Origin of the sequence: Sphingomonas sp. PP-CC-3A-396 (genome assembly GCF_004343105.1) — a bacterium.
In the GTDB taxonomy this organism is placed as follows: domain Bacteria; phylum Pseudomonadota; class Alphaproteobacteria; order Sphingomonadales; family Sphingomonadaceae; genus Sphingomonas.
Map to the genome: position 1 here is coordinate 260,374 of NZ_SLYF01000003.1, position 20,335 is coordinate 280,708.

15 protein-coding genes are annotated in these 20,335 nt (G+C 67.6%); 9 read left to right on the forward strand and 6 right to left on the reverse strand.

The window, feature by feature from the left end:
- Positions 1–96 precede the first annotated feature (96 nt).
- Together C8J40_RS07375 and C8J40_RS07380 are read left to right on the forward strand one after the other, a co-directional pair.
- Positions 97–1,320, forward strand: coding sequence for a hypothetical protein (locus tag C8J40_RS07375; protein ID WP_243693256.1), 1,224 nt, complete (start codon positions 97–99; stop codon positions 1,318–1,320).
- Between the two features lie 64 nt (positions 1,321–1,384).
- Positions 1,385–2,311, forward strand: a complete 927-nt coding sequence (locus tag C8J40_RS07380; protein WP_132896447.1) for a formyl transferase — start codon at positions 1,385–1,387, stop codon at positions 2,309–2,311.
- Here the strand turns inward: C8J40_RS07380 and C8J40_RS07385 are convergent.
- The 6 genes from C8J40_RS07385 to C8J40_RS07410 are packed head-to-tail and all read right to left on the reverse strand — an operon-like array spanning position 2,262 to position 10,971.
- Positions 2,262–3,365 (reverse strand): glycosyltransferase, encoded by a 1,104-nt coding sequence (locus tag C8J40_RS07385; RefSeq protein WP_347812459.1) that lies wholly within the window; start codon positions 3,363–3,365, stop codon positions 2,262–2,264. The two genes, C8J40_RS07380 and C8J40_RS07385, sit on opposite strands and share 50 nt — an antisense overlap.
- A complete protein-coding gene (locus tag C8J40_RS07390) occupies positions 3,362–4,444 on the reverse strand; it encodes a glycosyltransferase (protein WP_132896448.1) in 1,083 nt (360 codons plus the stop codon). The genes C8J40_RS07385 and C8J40_RS07390 overlap by 4 nt, the downstream gene beginning before the upstream one ends.
- Before the next feature lie 43 nt (positions 4,445–4,487).
- Positions 4,488–5,114, reverse strand: a complete 627-nt coding sequence (locus C8J40_RS07395; protein WP_132896449.1) for a hypothetical protein — start codon at positions 5,112–5,114, stop codon at positions 4,488–4,490.
- Positions 5,115–5,117: 3 nt separating this feature from the next.
- Positions 5,118–6,539, reverse strand: coding sequence for an efflux transporter outer membrane subunit (locus C8J40_RS07400; RefSeq protein ID WP_132896450.1), 1,422 nt, complete (start codon positions 6,537–6,539; stop codon positions 5,118–5,120).
- Positions 6,536–9,712, reverse strand: a complete 3,177-nt coding sequence (locus C8J40_RS07405) for a CusA/CzcA family heavy metal efflux RND transporter (protein ID WP_132896451.1) — start codon at positions 9,710–9,712, stop codon at positions 6,536–6,538. Before C8J40_RS07405 ends, C8J40_RS07400 begins: the two co-directional genes overlap by 4 nt.
- Positions 9,709–10,971 carry an efflux RND transporter periplasmic adaptor subunit gene (locus C8J40_RS07410; RefSeq protein ID WP_132896452.1) on the reverse strand — a complete coding sequence of 421 codons (1,263 nt, stop codon included), beginning with the start codon at positions 10,969–10,971 and terminating at the stop codon, positions 9,709–9,711. Before C8J40_RS07410 ends, C8J40_RS07405 begins: the two co-directional genes overlap by 4 nt.
- A gap of 95 nt (positions 10,972–11,066) precedes the next feature.
- Here C8J40_RS07410 and C8J40_RS07415 point away from each other — a divergent pair, with 95 nt between their 5' ends.
- The 7 genes from C8J40_RS07415 to C8J40_RS07445 all read left to right on the forward strand — a co-directional run bounded on the left by C8J40_RS07415 (position 11,067) and on the right by C8J40_RS07445 (position 20,315).
- On the forward strand, positions 11,067–11,741 hold the full coding sequence (locus tag C8J40_RS07415) for a response regulator (protein ID WP_132896453.1): 675 nt from the start codon (positions 11,067–11,069) through the stop codon (positions 11,739–11,741).
- Positions 11,738–13,057: a HAMP domain-containing sensor histidine kinase gene (locus C8J40_RS07420; RefSeq protein WP_243693257.1), complete on the forward strand. Its 1,320-nt coding sequence runs from the start codon at positions 11,738–11,740 to the stop codon at positions 13,055–13,057. Before C8J40_RS07415 ends, C8J40_RS07420 begins: the two co-directional genes overlap by 4 nt.
- A gap of 33 nt (positions 13,058–13,090) precedes the next feature.
- The gene (locus C8J40_RS07425) at positions 13,091–17,116 is read left to right on the forward strand and encodes a Pls/PosA family non-ribosomal peptide synthetase (protein ID WP_132896454.1); all 4,026 of its coding nucleotides are present in this window, start codon (positions 13,091–13,093) and stop codon (positions 17,114–17,116) included.
- Positions 17,113–17,709 (forward strand): 4'-phosphopantetheinyl transferase superfamily protein, encoded by a 597-nt coding sequence (locus C8J40_RS07430; protein WP_132896455.1) that lies wholly within the window; start codon positions 17,113–17,115, stop codon positions 17,707–17,709. Before C8J40_RS07425 ends, C8J40_RS07430 begins: the two co-directional genes overlap by 4 nt.
- Positions 17,709–18,284: a GNAT family N-acetyltransferase gene (locus C8J40_RS07435; protein WP_132896456.1), complete on the forward strand. Its 576-nt coding sequence runs from the start codon at positions 17,709–17,711 to the stop codon at positions 18,282–18,284. Before C8J40_RS07430 ends, C8J40_RS07435 begins: the two co-directional genes overlap by 1 nt.
- Complete coding sequence (locus tag C8J40_RS07440; protein ID WP_132896457.1) at positions 18,281–19,768, forward strand: deoxyribodipyrimidine photo-lyase; 1,488 nt, start codon at positions 18,281–18,283, stop codon at positions 19,766–19,768. Before C8J40_RS07435 ends, C8J40_RS07440 begins: the two co-directional genes overlap by 4 nt.
- A 100-nt stretch (positions 19,769–19,868) precedes the next feature.
- Positions 19,869–20,315: a PA2169 family four-helix-bundle protein gene (locus C8J40_RS07445; RefSeq protein WP_132734288.1), complete on the forward strand. Its 447-nt coding sequence runs from the start codon at positions 19,869–19,871 to the stop codon at positions 20,313–20,315.
- Positions 20,316–20,335: the final 20 nt, after the last annotated feature.

Sequence of the window (20,335 nt, forward strand, 5' to 3'; positions counted from 1 at the left end):
TCCTCCTGTTGCAGCGACGAACAGAAAGTTCCGCCCAACCCGCAAAGTGACGAAATATTTAATGAGGGTCGGCCGCTTCGGGAACGTCTACCGGGCATGAAGATCGGTTTTCTGTTCAATCACGACCAAGTGCATCAGGTCGCGCACGCCCTACCAACCGCCTTGGCGATGGCGGAGGGCTATCCGGATGCGGAGATCGTCGTCGCGACCACCAATGCCCGGCTGACCGACGAAGTCCGGCGGCTGTGCGCAAGGCTGGGTGTCAGCATTCCGCTCGTCGAACTCGGCCTTCACCGCACGTCGACGCGCGCGCTGGCGAGCACGCTCGAATGGGCGCTGCCGGTGACCAAGATCGGCATCTACCGCGACAATCTCGATTTCTTTCGATCGCTCGATGCGCTGGTCGTTGCCGAGAAGACGTCGCTTTTGCTGAAGACGCGCTACGGCCTCGACGATCTCAAGATCATCCACACGCGGCATGGCGCCGGCGACCGCGCGATCGGCTTCAACAAGCATAGCGCGACATTCGATCACGTGCTCGTTTCCGGTACCAAGATCCGCCAGCGCCTTCACCGCGAGGCCGGCGTGCCGTTCAACCGGATGAGCCTGATCGGCTATCCCAAGTTCGACCTGATGCCGGAGCCTGCGCCGCGTCTGCCGTTCCAGGCGAACGGCAAGCCCACGGTGCTGTATAATCCGCATCCGTCGCCGCATTTGTCGTCCTGGTACGCGCAGGGCCGTGCGGTGCTCGAGCATTTCCTCCACGACGACCGCTACAATTTGATCTTCGCACCGCACGTCATGCTGTTCCACCGCAAGTTCGTGCTGACGATCGACAAGTTCCGGATCGACCGTGCCGGCGTGATCGAGCAGCGTTTCCGCGATGCGCCGAACATCCATGTCGATCTGGGCAGCGCGGCCTCGACCGACATGACCTACACTGCGGCGGCGGACATCTATCTCGGCGACGTCAGCAGCCAGGTGTACGAGTTCCTCCACACCCCGCGGCCGTGCCTGTTCCTCGACGCGCATGCGACCAAATGGGACGGCGATGCGAACTATGCGCACTGGCAGGCGGGCGAGGTCGTGACCGGCACGGACGGACTCGGCGATGCGCTCGACCGCGCGGTGGCGCAGCATGATCGCTATCGTCCGGTCCAGCGTGCGCTATTCCAGCGCAGCTTCGAGCTGACCGCGGAGCGCTCCGCGGTGCGTGCGGCGCGCGCGGTGATGAGCGTGCTTGGCGATACGATTCCGAGCGTGCTGCCGGAGCGCGAACCGGAGACGGCGATCGGATTGCAGGGGTTGCGCGTAGCCTGAACCGCCGCGAGAAGGCCGGCGTGGCGTCCTTGCCGGGCGTGGCATTTGGGATCGATCGACCATCGTGGCTTTACGCAAGGATATCTGGCGCCCCGCCATCGTGATGGCGACTGCCGAGGCGATCGTCGCACGTGGCTCGATCGCGGGCTTGCCGATGATGTGGTTGCCGCCGATGGGCAGCTTCCAGTTTCTCGCCGACCCGTTCGGACTGTGGCGCGACGGGCGGCTGTACGTGTTCGTCGAGACCTACGACTACCGCGTGCGGATCGGGGCGATCGAAGTGCTGGTCTATGATGCCGATTTCCGCTTGGTTGACCGCCAGCCGGTGTTGAACGAGCCCTGGCATCTTTCCTATCCGCTGGTGTTCGAGGCGGAGGGGGAAACGTGGATGCTGCCCGAGGCGCACCGCTCGCGCCGGTTGACTCTATATCGCGCGGTCGAATTCCCGACCCGGTGGGAGCCAGCGCATGTGATCGAACTCGATCACGTCGCGGTCGATGCTACGCCGGTATTTCACGACGGGCGGTGGTGGCTGTTCTATACGTCGGCGGACCGCGAACCGGACAAGATGAGCGCGCTTCACGTCGCCTATGCCGAGCGACTGGCGGGCCCGTGGATGCCGCATGCCGCCAATCCGGTGCGCGTCGACGTTGCGAGCGCCCGCCCCGGCGGGATGCCGCTGGTGGTCGACGGCCAGATCGTGCTGCCGGTGCAGGATTGCAGCCGGACCTATGGCGGCGCGATCCGGCCGCTGACGATGAAGACGCTCACACCGGAGCGGTTCGAGGCTGAGATCGGCGATGCGCTGAAGCCTCCGGTATCGTGCGCGCCGTATGCCGAGGGGTTCCACACGCTGTCGGCAGCGGGACCGGTGACTTTGGTCGATATGAAGCGCACCGAATTGTCGCTGCACGGGCTTTCGATCGAAGCCGTCCGCGAAGTCAGGAAACTCGGTCGGGCAGTCCGAAAGCGCGCATCCGTTCGAGGATAGCCAGCCCGGTCGCGGCGAACCGCTCGGGTCCGAAGGTGGCCAGAACGCGGGTGCGGCCGGCCTGCCCCATCACCGCCAGTTGCGCCGGCCTCGCCAGCATCGATGACAGCGCCTGTGCCAACGCGACGGGATCGCCGGGCGGAACGGTCAAGCCGGTTTCGCCCTCGACGATCGTGCCGGGGAGTTCGCCGACCGCCGAGGCGACGACCGGCAACCCCGCCTGCATCGCCTCGTGCGCGGCAACGCATAACCCCTCCGATCGCGACGGCTGCACATAGACATGACAGTTGGCGAGGAACGCTGCGGGGTCGGCCACGTAACCGGCGAACCGCAGCGTTGTCAGCCCGAGCGCTTGGGCGCGGGCTTCGAGCGCTGCGCGTTCTGCTCCGTCACCGGCGATGACGATCTCGTACGGCGTGCGCGTTTCGATCAAGGCGAGCGCCTCGATCAGCACGTCGTAGCCCTTAACCGGGTGGAGACGGCCGAGACTGCCGATGCGTACGGGCTGCCCTTCCTGCCACGGGGTTGCCTGTCGCGCGTTCGGATCGGCGCGGAAGATCGACCATTGCACCAGCCGCGCGGACGGAACGTGAAGCCGTTCCGCGGTCAGCCGGGTTACCGCAGTGGAGTCGCCCACCCACAGTCGCGACAGACGCTGCATCGCGCGCAGCAGGACGCGGTTGGCGGGCTTGAGGAACGCGGCGTGCTGCCAACTGACGACCGGCCAGCCGCGACGCAGGCCGATCATCTGCCCGAGCAGGGTTGCGCGGGTCAGCGACGTCCAGAGATGCGTCGGCGCCCAGTCGCGGAGTGTCGCATCGAGCCAGCGAAGCGCCGCGACATGATCGGTCTCGCCGCCGTCGCGTACCTGCACGTCGAACCCGGCGGCGCGCATCGCCGTCTCGCCGCGGCGGTCGCGTGCGGTCAGCGCGAACACCGCCACCTCCGCCCCGCCGTCGCGCAATATCCCGAGCACCGCGGGCACCGGCGACGCGGCCCCGCCGCCTTCGACCGAGTTGATCACATAGGCGATCCGCATCGGCAGAGCGCTCACGCGCGCACCGCCGCGAACAGATCGAGATAGGCTTTAGCGACCGCACCGATCCGGTGGTGCGCAACCGATGCTGCCAGTTGCGCCGCATCGGGCGGCGATTGGGACAGCATCTGCGTGATCGCCTGCGCCAGGGCGATGGTGTCGCCAAGCGGTACCACCTTGCCCGCCCCCGGTGCGTCGAGCAATCGCGTCGCTGGCGTGCAATCGGTCGCCACGACCGGCCTGCCCGCCGCCAGCGCCTCGACCATCACGGCCGGATAGCCCTCGAAATCGGACGGCAGCACGAACAGCCGCGCGATATCGAGCCAGGGCCGGATGTCGGCGACATAGCCCGGGAATGCAATCCGATCGGCGATCCCCAGCGTCTCGGCTTGCCGCCGAAGCGCGTGCGCTTCCGGGCCGTCGCCGACGATCACCAGCCGGGCCGATTTTTCGGGTAACGCGGCGAACGCTGCGATCAGTCGCGCAAACCCCTTCTCTGGCACCAGACGCCCCGCCGCCAGGATCGCCGGGCTCTGCGTTTCCGGGATTGGGATCGGCGACGCGATATCGTCGGTCAGCGCGGGCAACGCGATCGTCGTGGCGACGCGGCGGCGCAGGATCCGGTCGGCCTGATCGCGCGCGACGTCGGACAGCGCGACCACCGCCTGCACGTGCCGTAGCAAATATCGCATCCGACGCTCGAACGCCCATTGCCGCACTCGACCGCGCTGCGGCTTGTCGAGCGCGGCGCTGACCTGCGCGACGACGGGTATGCCCGATCCGGCCAGCGCGGCGGCGACGGGCCAGTGGAAATTACCGGGGATGAAGACGCCGTCGAACCGGCGCGGTGCGACGAAGGCGCGGGCCGCGTGCGCCAGACGACGGCGCGATCCGCGGCTGCGCGGGATCGGCGGATCGGCAAGCGCGACGTCTACCCGCTCCCCCGCCAGACCGCGCAGCGGCCCTGCGTCCGATCCGGCAAGGATGGTGACCTGGACGCCGCGCTTTGCCCACGCTTCGGCGAGGCGTACGGCAACGCGTTCGGTGCCGCCCAGGGCGAAGTCATGAAGAACGATGAGGATCGACAGGGCGGCCATGACCGCGCGGTTAGCGCCGACATCGCGCCGACGCCAAGCTTTGTTACGGCGCTACCCAGATCCGGTCGTGACCGAGATCGAAGATTACCCGCATGTCCCTAAACGCGCCGAGCCCGACCGATGGGCTGGCGCCGTGCACGACCATGACGTTCTTGAGGATCGAATGGCCGAGCATGACAGCGGTGGCTACGGTCGGCGCGGTCACGGCGGTGGCGTGCGCAAGGTCGAGTACCGCAGCGGTTGGTGGCGCGGCGTCGAGCGTCAGCGGCACCGTCATCGTACCGTCCGCCTGGTGCGTGACCGGGATCGCGGTCATGCCGCGTTCGGCGCGCGCTGCCTCGCCCGGCAGCAACAGGCGGAGTTCGTGGTGCGGGAAGTCGATCTCGATCGGGTGCGCGTCGAGGATATCCTGACCGATCCGGAGGTCTGCACTGTCCGCCGGGGCCGGTTCGACCGCGGCGATCGGCGCGTAGAGATACTCTGCGCGGATACCGATCTTGACCCGGTCGCGGTGTGCGATCCGATTGGCCAGCCTCGTGCCGATCGCTGATTGCGGTGCGCCGGGAACGATCGCGATCGTCGTAGGCGCGTTGTCCACCCGGCCGTGGAACAGCAGGGTAGCCGCCATCAGGACGAACTTGCCGCTCGTCGCGCCTGTTATCCCGCCCATGTGTTACCCTCCTGAAACGCCGCCGCCCGCGGCCTGAAATAGCGCAACCGTGTCGGCCAACCGGGCGGCACGCGCCTGCACCGCCTGCCCGCGTGCCTGCGCGTCGGTGGCGGTCGCGTTGAGCAATGCGGGCGTGCCGACGTCGCCGAGCGCGAGCTGGCGGCGGACGAAATCGAGCGCTCGGCCGGATGCGTCGGTCGCGCGCGTGGCGGAGTCGAGCGCGTCGGCGTCGGTGCGCAGACCGGTCAGCGCGTCGGACACGTCGCCGAATGCCTGGAGCACCGCGGCACGATATTGCGCCTTCGCCCCATCCAATGCGGCCTCCGCAGCATGCTGTTGATGACGAAGCGCGCCGGCATGGAAGAGCGGCTGGGTGATGCCGCCGATCAGCGTCCAGAACGGGTTGCCGCTCTTGAACATGTCGCCGAACCGCTCGGCGGTGCCGCCCGCCGATCCGCTGAGCGAAATCGCGGGGAGCCGTGCGGCGATCGCGGTGCCGACATCGGCCCCTGCCCCCTCGAGTTGCGCTTGCGCGGCCAGCACGTCGGGGCGTCTTGCGACCAGATTGGAGGGGACTATCAGGGGCAGATCGCGTGGAAGGGTCAACGACGCGAGCGTCGGTAGCGGCGGCATGTCCGAGCCTGCCGAGCGCCCGATCAGCGTTCCGATGACCACGCGCTGATGCGCTTCGGCGCGGACCAGCGGGGGGAGTGCGCCTTCGGCCGTCGCGAGTGCCGCCTGTTGCGTGGAGACGTCGGCGGCGCCGACGGCGCCGAGTTGCTGGCGCTTGACCAGTGTCTGCAGGATGTCGCGGTTGACCGCGATCGCGGTCTGCGCCGCGACGATCTGCTCGGCGAGCGAGGCGCGCTGGATCACCGCCTCGACCAGGTTGGCGATTACCGTCGCCCGTGCCGCCGCGAGCCGCTGCCGCTGCGTCTCGGTCGCGGCGCGCGCGGAGCGGATCTTCGAGCGCGTGCCGCCGAACAGGTCGGGCGCATAGCTTACCGTCACCTGCGCGGTGTGGAGCGTGTAGAGCTGCTGGTTCTGGTTCGCGACCGCGGGCGACAGCGCGTTCGAGATCCGCGTGCGCTCTGCCTGATAGTTTGCGTCGGCCTGCGGCAACGCCGAGCCCGCCGTGGCGGAACCCTGCTCGCGATATTGCCGCAACGTTGCTTCGGCGACGGCGATATCGGTCGCGTGCGCTTGCGCCTCGGTCACCAGCGTATCGAGCTGTGTGCTGCCGAAAGTCCGCCACCATTCGGTCGGTACTGCCGCGAGGGTGGTGGATTGGGCGGCGGCGCTGGACGGCGCGAAGGTCTGCGCGGTGGGCGCCGGCTGCAGGCTGGCGTGTGCGTCGAGATTGCGCGGGCCTATCGTGCAGGCGCTGGTGACGCCGGCGAGCAGGAGGATGGCGAGACGCTTCATGCTTGGACCTCCGGATGCGGATGATGGCCGACGTCGCGTCCGTGCGCGCCGCGGTCCTCGGGCGGTACGCGCTTCGAGAAGCGGTCGATCAGCACCGGCAGCACCAGCAGGATCAGGATCGGCGCGAGCGTCATGCCCCCGACCACGACCAGCGCGAGCGGCTTCTGCACTTGGCTGCCGATCCCGCTCGACAGCGCGGCGGGGAGCAGGCCGATCGCTGCGACGAGGCAGGTCATCACGACCGGGCGAAGGCTGTGGCGCACGGTGGTCGCGAGCGCATTCTCCCGCCGCGCGCCCTCGTCGACCGCGTGGTTGTAGGTCGTGACCACGAGGATCCCGTCCATCACCGCGATCCCGAACAGCGCGACGAAGCCGATCGCCGACGAGATGCTGAACGCGGTCCCGGTCAGCGCCAGCGCGAGCACGCCGCCGATGATCGCCATCGGGATCGCCGAGAACGCGAGCAGGCTGTCGCGGATCGAGCCGAAGTTCGCATAGAGCAGCAGCAGGATCACCAGCAGGCTGATCGGCACCACCACTTCAAGGCGCGCGACGGCGTTGTTGAGGTTGTCGAGCTCGCCTGCCCACTCGAGATGATAGCCCGACGGCAGGTGCACGGTCCGCTCGATCCGCGCATGCGCCTCGTCGACCGCCCCGCCGAGATCGCGGCCGCGGACCGAGAACTTGATCGGGATGTAGCGCTCCTGATGCTCGCGGTAGATGAACGACGCACCGCTGGTGAGCTTGACGTCGGCGACCTCGGACAGCGGCACCTGGATCGTGCCCGCACCATCGGGCGACGGCGCGCCGATCGTGATGCGGCGGATCGCGTCGATCGTGTCGCGCTGTTCGGGTTTCAGGCGGACGACGATCGGGAAGTGGCGATCGGTGCCCTTTTCGTACAGATCGACGTTCGACTGCCCGCCGATCGCCGCCGCGACGGTCGCGTTGATGTCGTCGGGGGTCAGCCCGTAGCGCGAGGCCCTCGCGCGATCGACGTCGATCCGCACCGTCGGCTGGCCGAGCGACTGGAACACGCCCAAATCCTCGATCCCGCGGACCTTGCCCATCTGCGCCTTGATCTGGTCGGCGTATTTCTCGAGCGTCGCGAGATCGGGGCCGAACAGCTTGATCGAGTTCGCGCCCTTCACGCCCGACGCCGCCTCCTCGACGTTATCCTCGATGATCTGCGAGAACGAGAAGTCGACGCCGGGATATTTGGCCGACAGCCGCTTCGACAGTTCCTCGGTCAGCGTCTCCTTGGTGACGCCGCTCGGCCAGGTGTCGAACGGCTTCAGCGGCACGAAATATTCGGCGTTGAAGAAACCCGTCGAGTCGGTGCCGTCGTCGGGGCGACCGTGTGCCGACAACACCGCCTGCACCTCGGGATATTGCATCAGGATGCGGCGGACACCGTTGACCACCGGCTGCCCCGCTTCGAGGCTGACCGACGCGGGCAGCGTCGCGCGGATGTACATGTTGCCCTCTTCGAGATGCGGCAAGAACTCGATCCCGAGCGACCGCACGCCGACCACCGCGAGCAGCATCAGCAACGCGGCACCTCCGATCGCGACGACCCGGTTGCCGAGCGCGAACGCCGCCGCCGGCTCGTAGACGCGGCGCAGTTTCCCCACGATCCACGTCTCCACCTCGGAAAGCTTGTCGGGCAGCAGCAGCGTCGCCAGCACCGGCGCAACCGTGAAGGTCGCGATCAGGCCGCCGGAGATCGCATAGGCATAGGTCTTCGCCATCGGCCCGAAGATGTGCCCCTCGACGCCGGTGAGCGTGAACAGCGGCAGGAAGCTGGCGATGATGATCGCGGCGGCGAAGAAGATCCCGCGGCTGACCTCGGAACTGGCGCCCAGCACCGCCGAGAAGCGGTTCGCCAAGGTATAATGGCCCTTGCCGCTTTCGACATGCGCGGATCGCTCGACCATGTGGCGGAAGATGTTCTCGACCATGATCACGCAGGCATCGACCACGAGCCCGAAATCGAGCGCGCCGACCGAAAGCAGGTTCGCGCTTTCCCCCTGCAACACGAGGATAAGGATCGCGAAGGCGAGCGCGAACGGGATCGTCGCCGAGACGATGATCGCGCTGCGCAGATTGCCGAGGAATATCCACTGGAGCGCGAAGATCAGCAGGATGCCGACCACCATGTTCTCCAGCACGGTGTGGATCGTCAGGTGGATCAGGTCGGAACGATCGTAGATCCGGTCGAGATGCACGCCCGGCGGCAGGATCCCCGACGCGTTGATGTCGGACACTTCCTTCTGCACCGCGAGGATCGTCGGCATCGACTGCGCGCCGCGCTGCATCAGGACGATGCCCTGGACGATGTCGTCCTGGTCGTTGTAGCCGGCAATGCCGAGCCGCGGCGCGTTGCCGATCCGGACGTGCGCGACGTCCTTCAGCAACACCGGCTGGCCACCGCCGGTGCCGACCAGCACGTTCTCGATACCGCCGACCGACTGGATCAGCCCGATGCCGCGGACGATCGCCGCCTGCGCACCGAAATTGATCGTCTGGCCGCCGACATTGCCGTCGCTCTTGGCGAGCGCCGCCAGCACCTGCGACACGGTCACGTTGTGCGCGGCGAGGCGATCATTGTCGATCACCACGTCATAGGTGCGCAGCTTGCCGCCCCAGCCGGTGACGTCGATCACGCCCGGGATCCGCTTGAACCGGCGCTGAAGGACCCAGTCCTGCAACGTCTTGAGGTCCATCACCGAATAGCCCTTCGGCGCGGTGATCTTGTAGCGGAAGATCTCGCCAACCGGACTGGTCGGGGACAACGTCGGCTGCGCGCCACCCTGGAGTGGCGGCAGCTGCGACAGGCGGTTGATGACCTGCTGCTTGGCCTGATCGTTGGTCAGGTCGTAGCTGAACTGGATCTTGATGTCCGACAGCCCGAACAGCGAGATCGCGCGGATCGCAGTCAGATGCGGGATGCCTGCCATGCCGACCTCGATCGGGATGGTGACGTTGCGCTCCATCTCCTCAGCGGAGAGACCCTGCGTCTGGGTGATGATCTCGACCATCGGCGGGACCGGGTCGGGATACGCCTCGATGTTGAGATTGTAGAAGCCGACGCCCCCCGCCACCAGCATGGCGACGAAGATGCCGACGATCAGCAGCCGCTGGCGCAGCGCGAATTCGACGATCCGGTTCATTCGCCGAGACCGGCTTCGTTGACGAACAGCGCGCCAGTGGTGACGATCCGCTCGCCGGACTTGAGCCCGGCGGTGATCGCGACCTTCCCGTCCTGCTCCTCGCCAGCAGTGACGTTCCGCGCGACCAGCAGGCCGTCGGGCCGGACCACCCACACGCGCGCATCGTCGCCTTCGTGGATCACGGCCGCCGCAGGCACCAGCAACGCGTCGCCGCTATGCGGGCGCTGGATCGAGAAGCTCGCGAACATCTGCGGTTTTAGCGCGCCGTCCGGGTTGGCGATCGTCGCGCGCACCGGCAGGCGGTGGCTCTGCGGATCGAGCGCAGCGCCGACCAGGTCGATCGTCGCGTGGAAGCTGCGGCCCGGCAGCGCGGGCGTCGTCACGGTGACGCTGTCACCGCGATGCACCGCGCTCGCGTCATTCTCGGCGAGTTGCGCGATCAGCCAGACGTGCGACGGATCGGTGATCGTCATCACCGGCTTGTCACCGCCCTGCGAGAGATACTGCCCCGCCGACACGTCACGCGTCGCGATCAACCCGGAGATCGGTGCGTGCAGCGTCGTCACGTCATGGATCCCGGAGACTTCGCCGACTTTCTCAAGCCGTGAAATTTCGCCCTGCGACTTGCCCAGGATCGCCAGCTTGTCGCGCGCCGCACCAAGCGACGCCGCCGCCGTCCGCGCGGTCGCCTGTGCGGCGGCCAAGTCTGTCTTCGCCTGCTGATAATCCTTCAGCGCACCGCCGGCCGTCTCGTAGATCAACCGCTGGCGCTCGGCGGTGCGCTGCGCCGTCGCAAGCTGTGCCTGCGCGTTCTGCAATCCGGCGCGTGCCGCAAAGAGTCCGCTACGCGCATCGACGAAATCGCTCGTCTTGACCAGCATCAGCGGCTGGCCCTCGGTCACGTGCTGCCCGGCATCCGCGAGCACGCGCACCACCTGCCCCGAATAGGGCATCAGCACCGGCGTGCTGCGATCGCCATCGACGGTGATCGCGCCGCTCGCCAACGTCCGCGCATCGGACGCGCCATAGCCGACACGCATCGTCGTCAGCCCGGCCATCTGGTCCCTGGTCGGCCGGAACGTCCCCGCGGGCGTGACCGGTGCCGGCGCAGGTTCGTGGTGCGTGAGCTTGCCGATCAGCACGACGATCAGCACCAGCCCGACGATCACGCCGGCCGCGATACCGAGCCAGCGCATCTGCGCGGAACGGGACAGCGAGCGTGTCGGGGGGAGCGTTTCGGGTGTCGTCGATGCGTGCATAATCAGCCCCTTGGGGATTAGACTGGAGCCGGTAGCGCCGCTCGCTTACAGCGCGCTTACGGGTGCTGCGCCGCGGCAAGATGAGGTCGAGTCCGATGCGGGTGCTGTTGATCGAGGACGACGCAGACCTGGCGCAGGCGCTGACCGCGGCGCTGGCCCCGCGCGGGTTCGCGGTCGATCTCGCGCGCACCGGCGACGAGGCCGAGGCATATCTGAAGGATGGCGATTACGCCGCGATCCTGCTCGATCTGGGCCTGCCGGACGAGGACGGACTGGCACTGCTCCACCGTATGCGCGGTCGCGGCGACACCCGCCCAGTACTGATCCTCACCGCGCGCGGCACGATCGACGCCCGCATCCGCGGCCTCAACGAAGGCGCCGACGATTATCTGGTGAAGCCGTTCGACGTCGACGAATTGCACGCGCGCCTGCTCGCGGTCCTGCGTCGCCAAGGGGGATATCTCGGACGCTCGCTGACCTGCGGTCGCCTCACGTTCGACCTCGAAATCCGCGTCGCGCATGTCGAGGGTAAGACCATCGCGCTGTCGGTACGTGAGACCGAATTGCTCGAACTGCTGCTGCGGCGCGCGGGCAACGTCGTGCCGAAGCGGATCGCGGAGGACCACCTGTTCGGACTTGGCGGCGAGCTCGGCTCGAACGCGGTCGAGGTCTATGTCCACCGCCTGCGCAAGAAACTCGACGACGCATCGAGCGGCGCGCGGATCGAGACGGTGCGCGGCGTCGGCTACATCATCGTCCCCAAGCCATGAGGCTGCGTCTGCCGCGTTCGCTCTTGGGTCAGTTCGTCGCGGTCCACGTCGCGACCGCGCTGATCGCCACGATCGCGCTGTCGCTCGGCGTCGCTGCGCTGCTCCACAGCACCGCGGATCACTACCAGCGCCGCCTGCTCCGCCAGCAGGCCGCCATCGTCGCGAATGCCCTGCCGCTGATCACGCTGCCCAGCGACGTCCTGACCGACGGCATGGCGATCGCGATCATCGACCGCCGCCGCACCGTCCTGATGGCGAAGAGCCCCGCCCGGCCGCGGATCGTCGCCGCCGTGCCGATGGACCACGGCGCGCACTTCTTCCGCCGCGGCGTGATCGAGGCGTACAGCGTGCCGATATCCGGCGGCCGCTGGATCGTCGCATCGCAGGACAGCGCCGCCCCCGAGGTCATCACCGACGATATCGTCAGCGCCTTCCTCAAACGCTTCGCGCTGCTCGTCCTGCCGATCGCCGCGCTGGTGCCGCTGATCGGTGCGCTGCTCACCCGCCGCCTCACCCGGCGGATGCAGGCGGTGTCGGCGACCGCCGCCGCGATCGGCCCGCGCACGCTCGACACGCGGTTGCCGCTTGGCACGCTGCCGTCCGAAGTCGAGCCTCTCGCCGCCGCCACCAACGAAGCGCTCGACCGGCTCGAAGAAGGATTCCGCACGCAGACCGCGTTCGCCGCCGACATCGCCCACGAACTCCGCACGCCGCTCGCGGTCATTCGCCTGCGCGCCGATGCGGTGGAGGACGGTCCGGTGAAGGCTTCGTTGCTCGCATCGGTCGATCGCGCCGGCCGCGTGGTGACGCAGCTGCTCGCGCTCGCCGATCTCGAACGCCCGGTCGAGGACGCCGGCGAGCCACTCGACCTCGCCGCGCTGGCCGAGGCGCTCGTCGCCAATCAGGCGCCTGCGATCATCGCTGGCGGCCGCAGCATCGCGTTGGACGTCGTGACGTCAGAGATCGCGCCGGTCATCGGCTATCCGGGCGCCGTAACGCTCGCGCTCGAGAATCTGGTGGGCAATGCGGTGCGCCATACGCCGACGGGTACGCACATCCTCGTCCGTGTTGGGCCTGGTGCACGGCTGACCGTCGCCGACGATGGCCCCGGCGTGGCACCCGAGCACCTCGCCCGGCTCAAGGACCGGTTCTGGCGCGCCGACGGATCGCGTTCGGAAGGATCGGGGATCGGCCTGTCGATCGTCGACCGCGTCGCGCGCGCGCATCACGGCCTGCTCGACGTCATGCCTGGCCCCGGCGGGACGGGGCTATGCTTCGAGATCGCGTTCGGAGCGACGACGCCACGACACAGGTAGCAAACTACGCAACAGTTCGGCTAAGCCCGCTGGATGCACGACGTTACTTCGGTAAGCCCCTCGGATGAGGCCATTTTGCAGCGCACGGGCATCGCCTCGATTGCTCCCGCCCCGGCACTCCGCGCAGCCGAGCCCTACGCCCGTGACGAGCTGCTACACGAGATCTTCGACGCTACGCGCGCCACGCATCCCGACGCGACGGCGCTGCGGCTGATCGGTGCGGACGAGGAATACGACCGCAAGACCGCCTGGACCTATACCGACCTCGCCACGCGCAGCTTAGCTCTCGCGCACCGCCTGCGCGCGATGGGGATCGGCCGCGGCGACCGTGTCGTGCTGTGCCTGCCGCGCGGGCTGGACCAGTATATGGCGATCCTCGGCGTGCTGCGCGCCGGCGCCGCCTATGTGCCGGTCGATTGGGGCTATCCCCAGGACCGCATCGACTTCATCGTCGAGGACAGCGAAGCCGCGCTGACGATCACCGTCGCCAGCCGCGTTGGCAACCTCAAGGGGAAAACGCTCGCGCTCGATGCGGCGTTGGGCGATCTCGCGGCTGAACCGTCCGAACCGATCGGCCGCGACGTGACGCACAGCGATCCGCAGGACCTCGCCTACATCATCTATACCTCGGGCACGACCGGCCGCCCCAAGGGCGTGATGATCTCGCACGGCAATGCGTGCCACCTGGTCCGCTCGGAAAGCGCGATCCTCGATCTGACCCCGGCGGACGTCGTGTTCGGCGGGTTCAGCCTCGCGTTCGACATGTCGGTCGAGACGATGTGGAGCGCGTTCTTCGTCGGCGCGGTCGTGCTGGTCGCGACCGAAGCACTTGCGACCAGCGGCCCCGACGTCGCGATCGCGCTCGCCGAAGCGAACACGACGATCTGGCACATCGTCCCCTCGCTGATCGCGCTCGTCGAGCATCCGGTGCCGACGCTGCGCCTGCTCAACATGGGCGGCGAAGCCTGCCCCGCCGACCTGCCGCGCCGCCTCGCGCGACCGGGCCTCCGCCTGCTCAACACCTATGGTCCGACCGAGACCTCGGTCACCGCGACCTGGACCGAGGTGTTCCCCGGCCAGCGCATCACGATCGGCAAGCCGCTCCCCGGCTATACCGCCTGGGTGGTCGATGAGCATATGCAGCCGGTGCCGGACGGCCAGGAAGGTGAGCTCGTGATCGGCGGTCCCGGCGTCGGCGTCGGCTACGTCAACCGCCCCGACCTGACCGCCGAGAAGTTCATCATGACCCCGTTCGACGGGCCGTCGGGTGCGCCCGAGCGAATCTACCGCTCCGGCGACCTCGTGAAGCTCGATGCGGCGGGCGACATCGATTTCGTCGGCCGGATCGACACGCAGGTGAAGATCCGCGGCTTCCGCGTCGAGCTCGCCGAGATCGAAGCGGTGATCGGCGAATGGCCGGGCGTCGCGCAGACCGTCGTCCAGCTGTTCACCGACGACGACGGGTCGGAATTCCTCGCCGCCTTCCTGATAGCCCGCCCCGCCGAAGAGATCGACATGGTCGGCCTCAAGGCCCGCGTCGCCGAGCGGCTCCCCAATTACATGCGCCCGGCAGGGTATCAGCTACTGTCGCACATGCCGACGCTGCCCGCCTCGGGGAAGGTCGACCGCAAGGCGCTGGTGAAGCCCGAGATCACCGTGACGTCGGACCGCGAGATGATCGCGCCCGCCACCCCAATGGAGGAAAGCCTGCACCGCGTCTGGGCCGAGGCATTCGCGCCGCAGCCGGTGTCGGTACTCGATGACCTGTTCGAGGATCTTGGCGGCCATTCGCTGAAGGCCGCTCGGTTGGTTTCGGCAGCGCGAAAAGTGCGCGGCCTCGAAGGGCTGTCGCTCGAGGACGTCTACGCCGCGCCGACGATCCGCGCGCTGGCGTTGCGGATCGGTGGCACCACGCCCGTCGCGATCCTCGACGAGAGCAGCTTCCACCATATCGCGCCGTGGAAGCGGCGCCTGTGCGTCGCCGCGCAGACGCTCGCGCTGCTGCCGATCTACACGCTGGCGGGGCTGCAGTGGTTCTCGCCCTATCTCGCCTACACGCATCTCGCCGGCGACATGCCACGGGTCGACGCACTGATCCTCAGCGGGCTGTTCTTCACGGTCGTGCCGATCGCGTCGATGGTCCTGTCGATCGCGCTCAAATGGCTGATCGTCGGACGCTTCAAAGCGGGCGATTACCCGCTCTGGGGCAGCTATTATTTCCGCTGGTGGCTGGTCCGCCGGATCATTGGCGTCACCGCGACGCCGTATCTCGCGGGCACGCCGATGATCCGCGGCTATTACAGGATGATGGGCGCGAAGATCGGCAAGCGCGTCCATATCGGCACCGGGATCATCGACACCGCCGACCTGCTCCACGCCGACGACGATGCGATCATCAGCGACCAGTCGGTGCTGTCGACCAGCTCGGTCGAGCGCGGATTGCTCCGCCTCGGCACGGTAAAGCTCGGCAAGGGCGCGTTCGTCGGGTCGATGGCGGTGGTCGGCCGCAATGCCGCGCTTGGCGACGATGCGATGCTCGACGACCTATCCGCGCTGCCCGCCGACACCGTCATCCCCGCAGGCCAGCGCTGGGCCGGCTCGCCCGCCGCGCATGACGGCGATGCGCCCCGCCGCCCGGCCACCGCAGCCCCGCGCAACGCTGGCCCGGCAATCGGCCTGTTCCTGTGCGCGCTGATCCTGCCGCTGGTCGCGATCCTGCCGATCGCTCCCGGGCTGATCGCGCTGATCGAGCTCGACTGGGCGACCAGCGGCTATGCCTATGTCGCGGTCGCGCCGCTGCTCGCGGTCACCTATGTCGTGATGATGTGCGTGCTGACGGTGGCCGCGAAACGCCTGATCCTCGGCCGCGTCGCGCCCGCGGTCTATGCGCTGAACAGCGGGTTCTACGTCCGCTACTGGTTCGTCCAGCAGATCAACGACCTCGCGCTGCGTCTGCTCCACCCGATCTTCGCGACGCTGTATGTGGTGCCGTGGTACCGCGCGCTCGGCGTGAAGGTCGGTCGTCGCGCCGAAATCTCGACCGCCAGCGCGATCGTGCCGGACCTCGTCGAGATCGGCGAGGAGAGCTTCATCGCCGATTCGGTGATCTTCGGCGCGGCGCGGATCGGCCACGGCACGATCGAACTCGCGCATACCAAGATCGGCCGCCGCAGCTTCATCGGCAATTCCGCGCTGCTGCCGAGCGGTACGCAGATCGGCGACGAGGTGCTCGTCGGCGTCCTCTCGAAACCGCCGAGCGATCCCGCGCTCGCCACCGAGGCGGGCAGCACGTGGTTCGGCTCGCCCGCGATCAAGCTGCCGGTACGACAGGTCAACACGATGTTCGACGAAGGCGCGCGGTTCAATCCGTCGCGCGCGCTGATTGCCACGCGTCTGTCGATCGAGGCGGTTCGAACCACCTTGTCGCTGACCGCGTTCCTGGTGTTCTTCAGCCTGTTGCTGTCGGTGGTCGGCGACCTCGACGATCTCGACAATGGCGGGCTGCTGGTCACGGCGACGTTCCCGTTCCTTTATGTCGGCTTCTGCCTCGCCTGCGGAATCTTCGTGCTCGCGTTGAAGTGGCTCGTCGTCGGCCGCTACAAGGTCACGACCGCGCCGCTCTGGAGCATTTTCGTCTGGCGCACCGAACTCGTCACCGCGACCTACGAGAATCTCGCGGTAGCCAATTTGCTCGAACCGCTCCGCGGCACGCCGTGGATCGCGCTGTACCTCCGCCTGATGGGCGCGCGGATCGGCAAGCGCTGCTACATCGACACCACCGACCTGACCGAGCACGACCTGGTCGACATCGGCGACGACGTCGCGCTCAACGACTTCGCCGGCTTGCAGACGCATCTGTTCGAGGACCGCGTGATGAAGGTCGGTGCGATCCGCGTCGGCGACCGCGCGACGATCGGCTCGCTGGCGATCGTGCTATACGACGCGGAGATCGGTGCAGACGCGCAGCTCGGCGACCTGTCGGTGGTGATGAAGGGCGAGACGCTTCCGGACGGTACCAGCTGGGACGGGAGCCCGGCGCGGATCGCCGTGGCGACGTGACGCAGATCTGGCACGACGGTCCGCTCTCCGACCTTGCTTGGGACGGTCAGTCGCCAGTCGCATGGAGTGTTGCCGAGACCGGACCGTACGCCGCCGGCCTGCAAGGCGATGCGCGCGCGATTCGGCAGGGTCTGGCCGCCGCCCTGATCCACAAACTGGCCGGCGACACAGACGGCGTTCGACTGATACGCAGTCCGGCCGGCGCGCCGATCGTTTCCGCCCCCAACGGCTGGTATCTCAGCCTCTCCAGCCGCGGCGCGCACGCCCTGATCGGCGCTGCACGCCAGCCGATCGCGGTCGACCGCGAGGTCATCGACGACCACGCTCCGCTCTGGGACATGCTGACCCCGACCGAAGCCGACGCGCTCCGACGCCTGCCCACCCTCGCCCAGCCCCGCGCGTGGCTCCGTTGCTGGACGATCAAGGAAGCGCACGCGAAGCTCATCGGCGAACCGCGCCGCATCCGCCCCGAGTCGATCGACACCGTCGTCACCGATCCAATCCACGCGACCGCGACGTTCGAAGGCACTTCGCGCTGCTGGAGCCGTTCCACCACCGACGCGATCGAAACCATCGCGCAGTGGAGTCCGTAATGAGCAGAATCCTGACCCGCCGCTACGAGGAGAAGGACCGCGCCGCCGTCCTCTCGATCTTCGACTCGAACTTCCCCGAGTATTTCGGCGCCGGCGACCGCGAATGGCTCGAGGAGACGCTCGACGAGCCCGACGGCCCGGCATTCGTGGTCGACGTCGACGGCGTGCCCGGCGCGTTCGGCGGCTACGAGATCTGGGAGCATTACGACAAGGCGCTGCTTTTCTGGGGCATGGCCGCGCGCGCCTATCACGGCGCCGGCCTCGGCAAGCTGCTGCTGTTCGAACGCCTACTCCACGTCGCCACCTCTGCCGAACCGGCCACGCGCTACGTCACCGTCGATACCTCGCCGCAGGTCTCGCCGTTCTTCCAGCATTGCGGCTTCGAGCTGACCAGCGTCTGGCCCGGCGGCTACCGGTCCGGCATGGACATGCACGAACTGCGCTTCGACCTTTCTGGGATATCGCTCGCGGAACTCGAGGTGAGACGCGACGCAGCGCTTGCCAGATGCAGGACGTTCTTAACACCGGGTGTGTCCGAGGATCGGTCGCAGCCCCCAATGGTTGGACAGCCATGACCAATCCTCTTCCCGACGCGCTTGCAACCTGGGCCGAGGCGGCGCGCGTTCGTTCGCTGAACGCGCACGGTGTCCGCCCCGCTGCGCGCTATGTCCTGTGCTGGTTGCAGCAGGCGTTGCGCGCGCGGGACAACCCGCTGATCGATGCCGCGATCTGCCTCGCGAACGATCTGGGTCTTCCCGTCCTCGTCTATCACGGGCTGCGCGAGGATTATCCCTACGCGTCCGATCGCCTGCATCGGTTCATCCTGGGGGCCAGCCGCGATCTTGCCCTGGAATGTCGGCAGCGTGGCGTGGCGTGCATCCAGTATGTCGACCGGGCCGAGAAGCGCGAAAAGGGACTGGTCTATCGGCTGGCGGCGGAAAGCGCCGCGGTGCTGGTCGAGGATCAGCCGACGTTCGTCGCGCGCTGGCAGTCGGAGCGTTTTGCGGCGCGGACGGATCGCGGCGTCCTCGCGGTCAACGCCGCCTGCCTGGTGCCACCCGCCATACTCGGCGACGACATTGGTTCGACGACCGCGTTCCGGCGCCGTCATGAGCCGCTGCGCGCGGATTGGCTGACCGCGTCCGACCTGATGCCCGAGCTAGCCCCCTATGACGGCCCGCTCCCGTTCGTCCCCGATCGGCTCGATACCAGCACCGATGCGGACATCGATCGGCTTGTTGCCGCAGCCGCAATCGACCATTCGCTGCCGCCGAGCCCGATGTTCCCGCTTGGTCGAGGCGGCGCGTTGGAGAAGCTCGAACGGCTGATGGACACGGTGCTGCCAACCTATGCCGCCGTGCGCAACGATGCGACCAATCCGGTCGGGGCCAGTACGCTGTCGCCCTATCTTCACTTCGGCGTCGTCGGCCCCCGCGAGATCATGGCCACGGTCGAGGCCGCCGCGGCACCGGCCGGCGCCAAGGACAAGTTCGCCGACGAGTTGCTGACGTGGCGGGAATGGTTCCATTATCAGGCGTCCGCGCTGGTGGCGCCGGAACGTTACGATCGGATTTCCGGATGGGCACGCGAGACGCTTGAAGCGCATGCGGCGGACCCGCGGCCGGAGCTTGAGACGCTCGACGCGTTGCTGCACGGCGAGACGCGCGACGAAACCTGGAACGCGTGTCAGCGGCAGTTCCTCGTCGATGGCTGGATGCACAACAACCTGCGGATGTATTGGGGCAAGCGGATCATTGCCATGACGCCGGACCCGCAGACCGCGTGGGCGACGGCGTGCTACCTCAACGATCGACTGAGCCTGGATGGTCGCGATCCGTCGACCTATGGCAATATCGCGGCTTCGTTCGGCGGGGGATCTCCCGGTCGGGAGGGCCCCGCCGTCTACGGCAAGGTACCGACGCGATCGGACGGATCGACACGCCACCGCCCCGATGGTCCGGCCTGGCTCGAGGCGGCCGCAACGCGACCACGGCCCGAAGTGGCTGTGCCAGCCGATCTCCCGGTGGACTTGTACCTGGAGGGGCGAGCGCCGGCCTGACGGATTCGCGACGACTTTGGCAAAATTCATCGCAGGAGATACTCGGCACGCGACTAAATTCCCGGGCGATCGTTGAGCGGACTTCATCACAGGAGCTACCATGAGCAACGACCACGACGTGTCCGTCCTGAACGGCCTGATCAAGACCACCCTCGACAGCATGAAGGGGTATGAGGACGCCGCGAAGGATGCCGAGAGCACGCAGTATGCAACGATGTTCGCCGACTTCGCGCGCGATCGGGCCCAGGTTGCCACGCAGCTTCAGGGTCAGGTCCGTACGCTCGGCGGCGAGCCGGAAATGGAGTCGAGCATGCTGGCCGCAGCGCATCGCACGTTCATGGATCTGAAGCAGGCGCTGACCGGTAAGGACGACAAGGCGATCATCCTCGAAGTCGAGCGTGGCGAAGATCACATTAAGGCCAAGTACGAAGAGGCCATGAAGGACACCGACCTGTCGTCGGCAACGCAGAGCGCGATCTCGGACGGCTATGCGTCGGTCCGCGAAGGCCACGACAAGATGAGCGCGCTGAAGCACAGCCTCACCTGATCGATCCGAGGCGGCAGGCA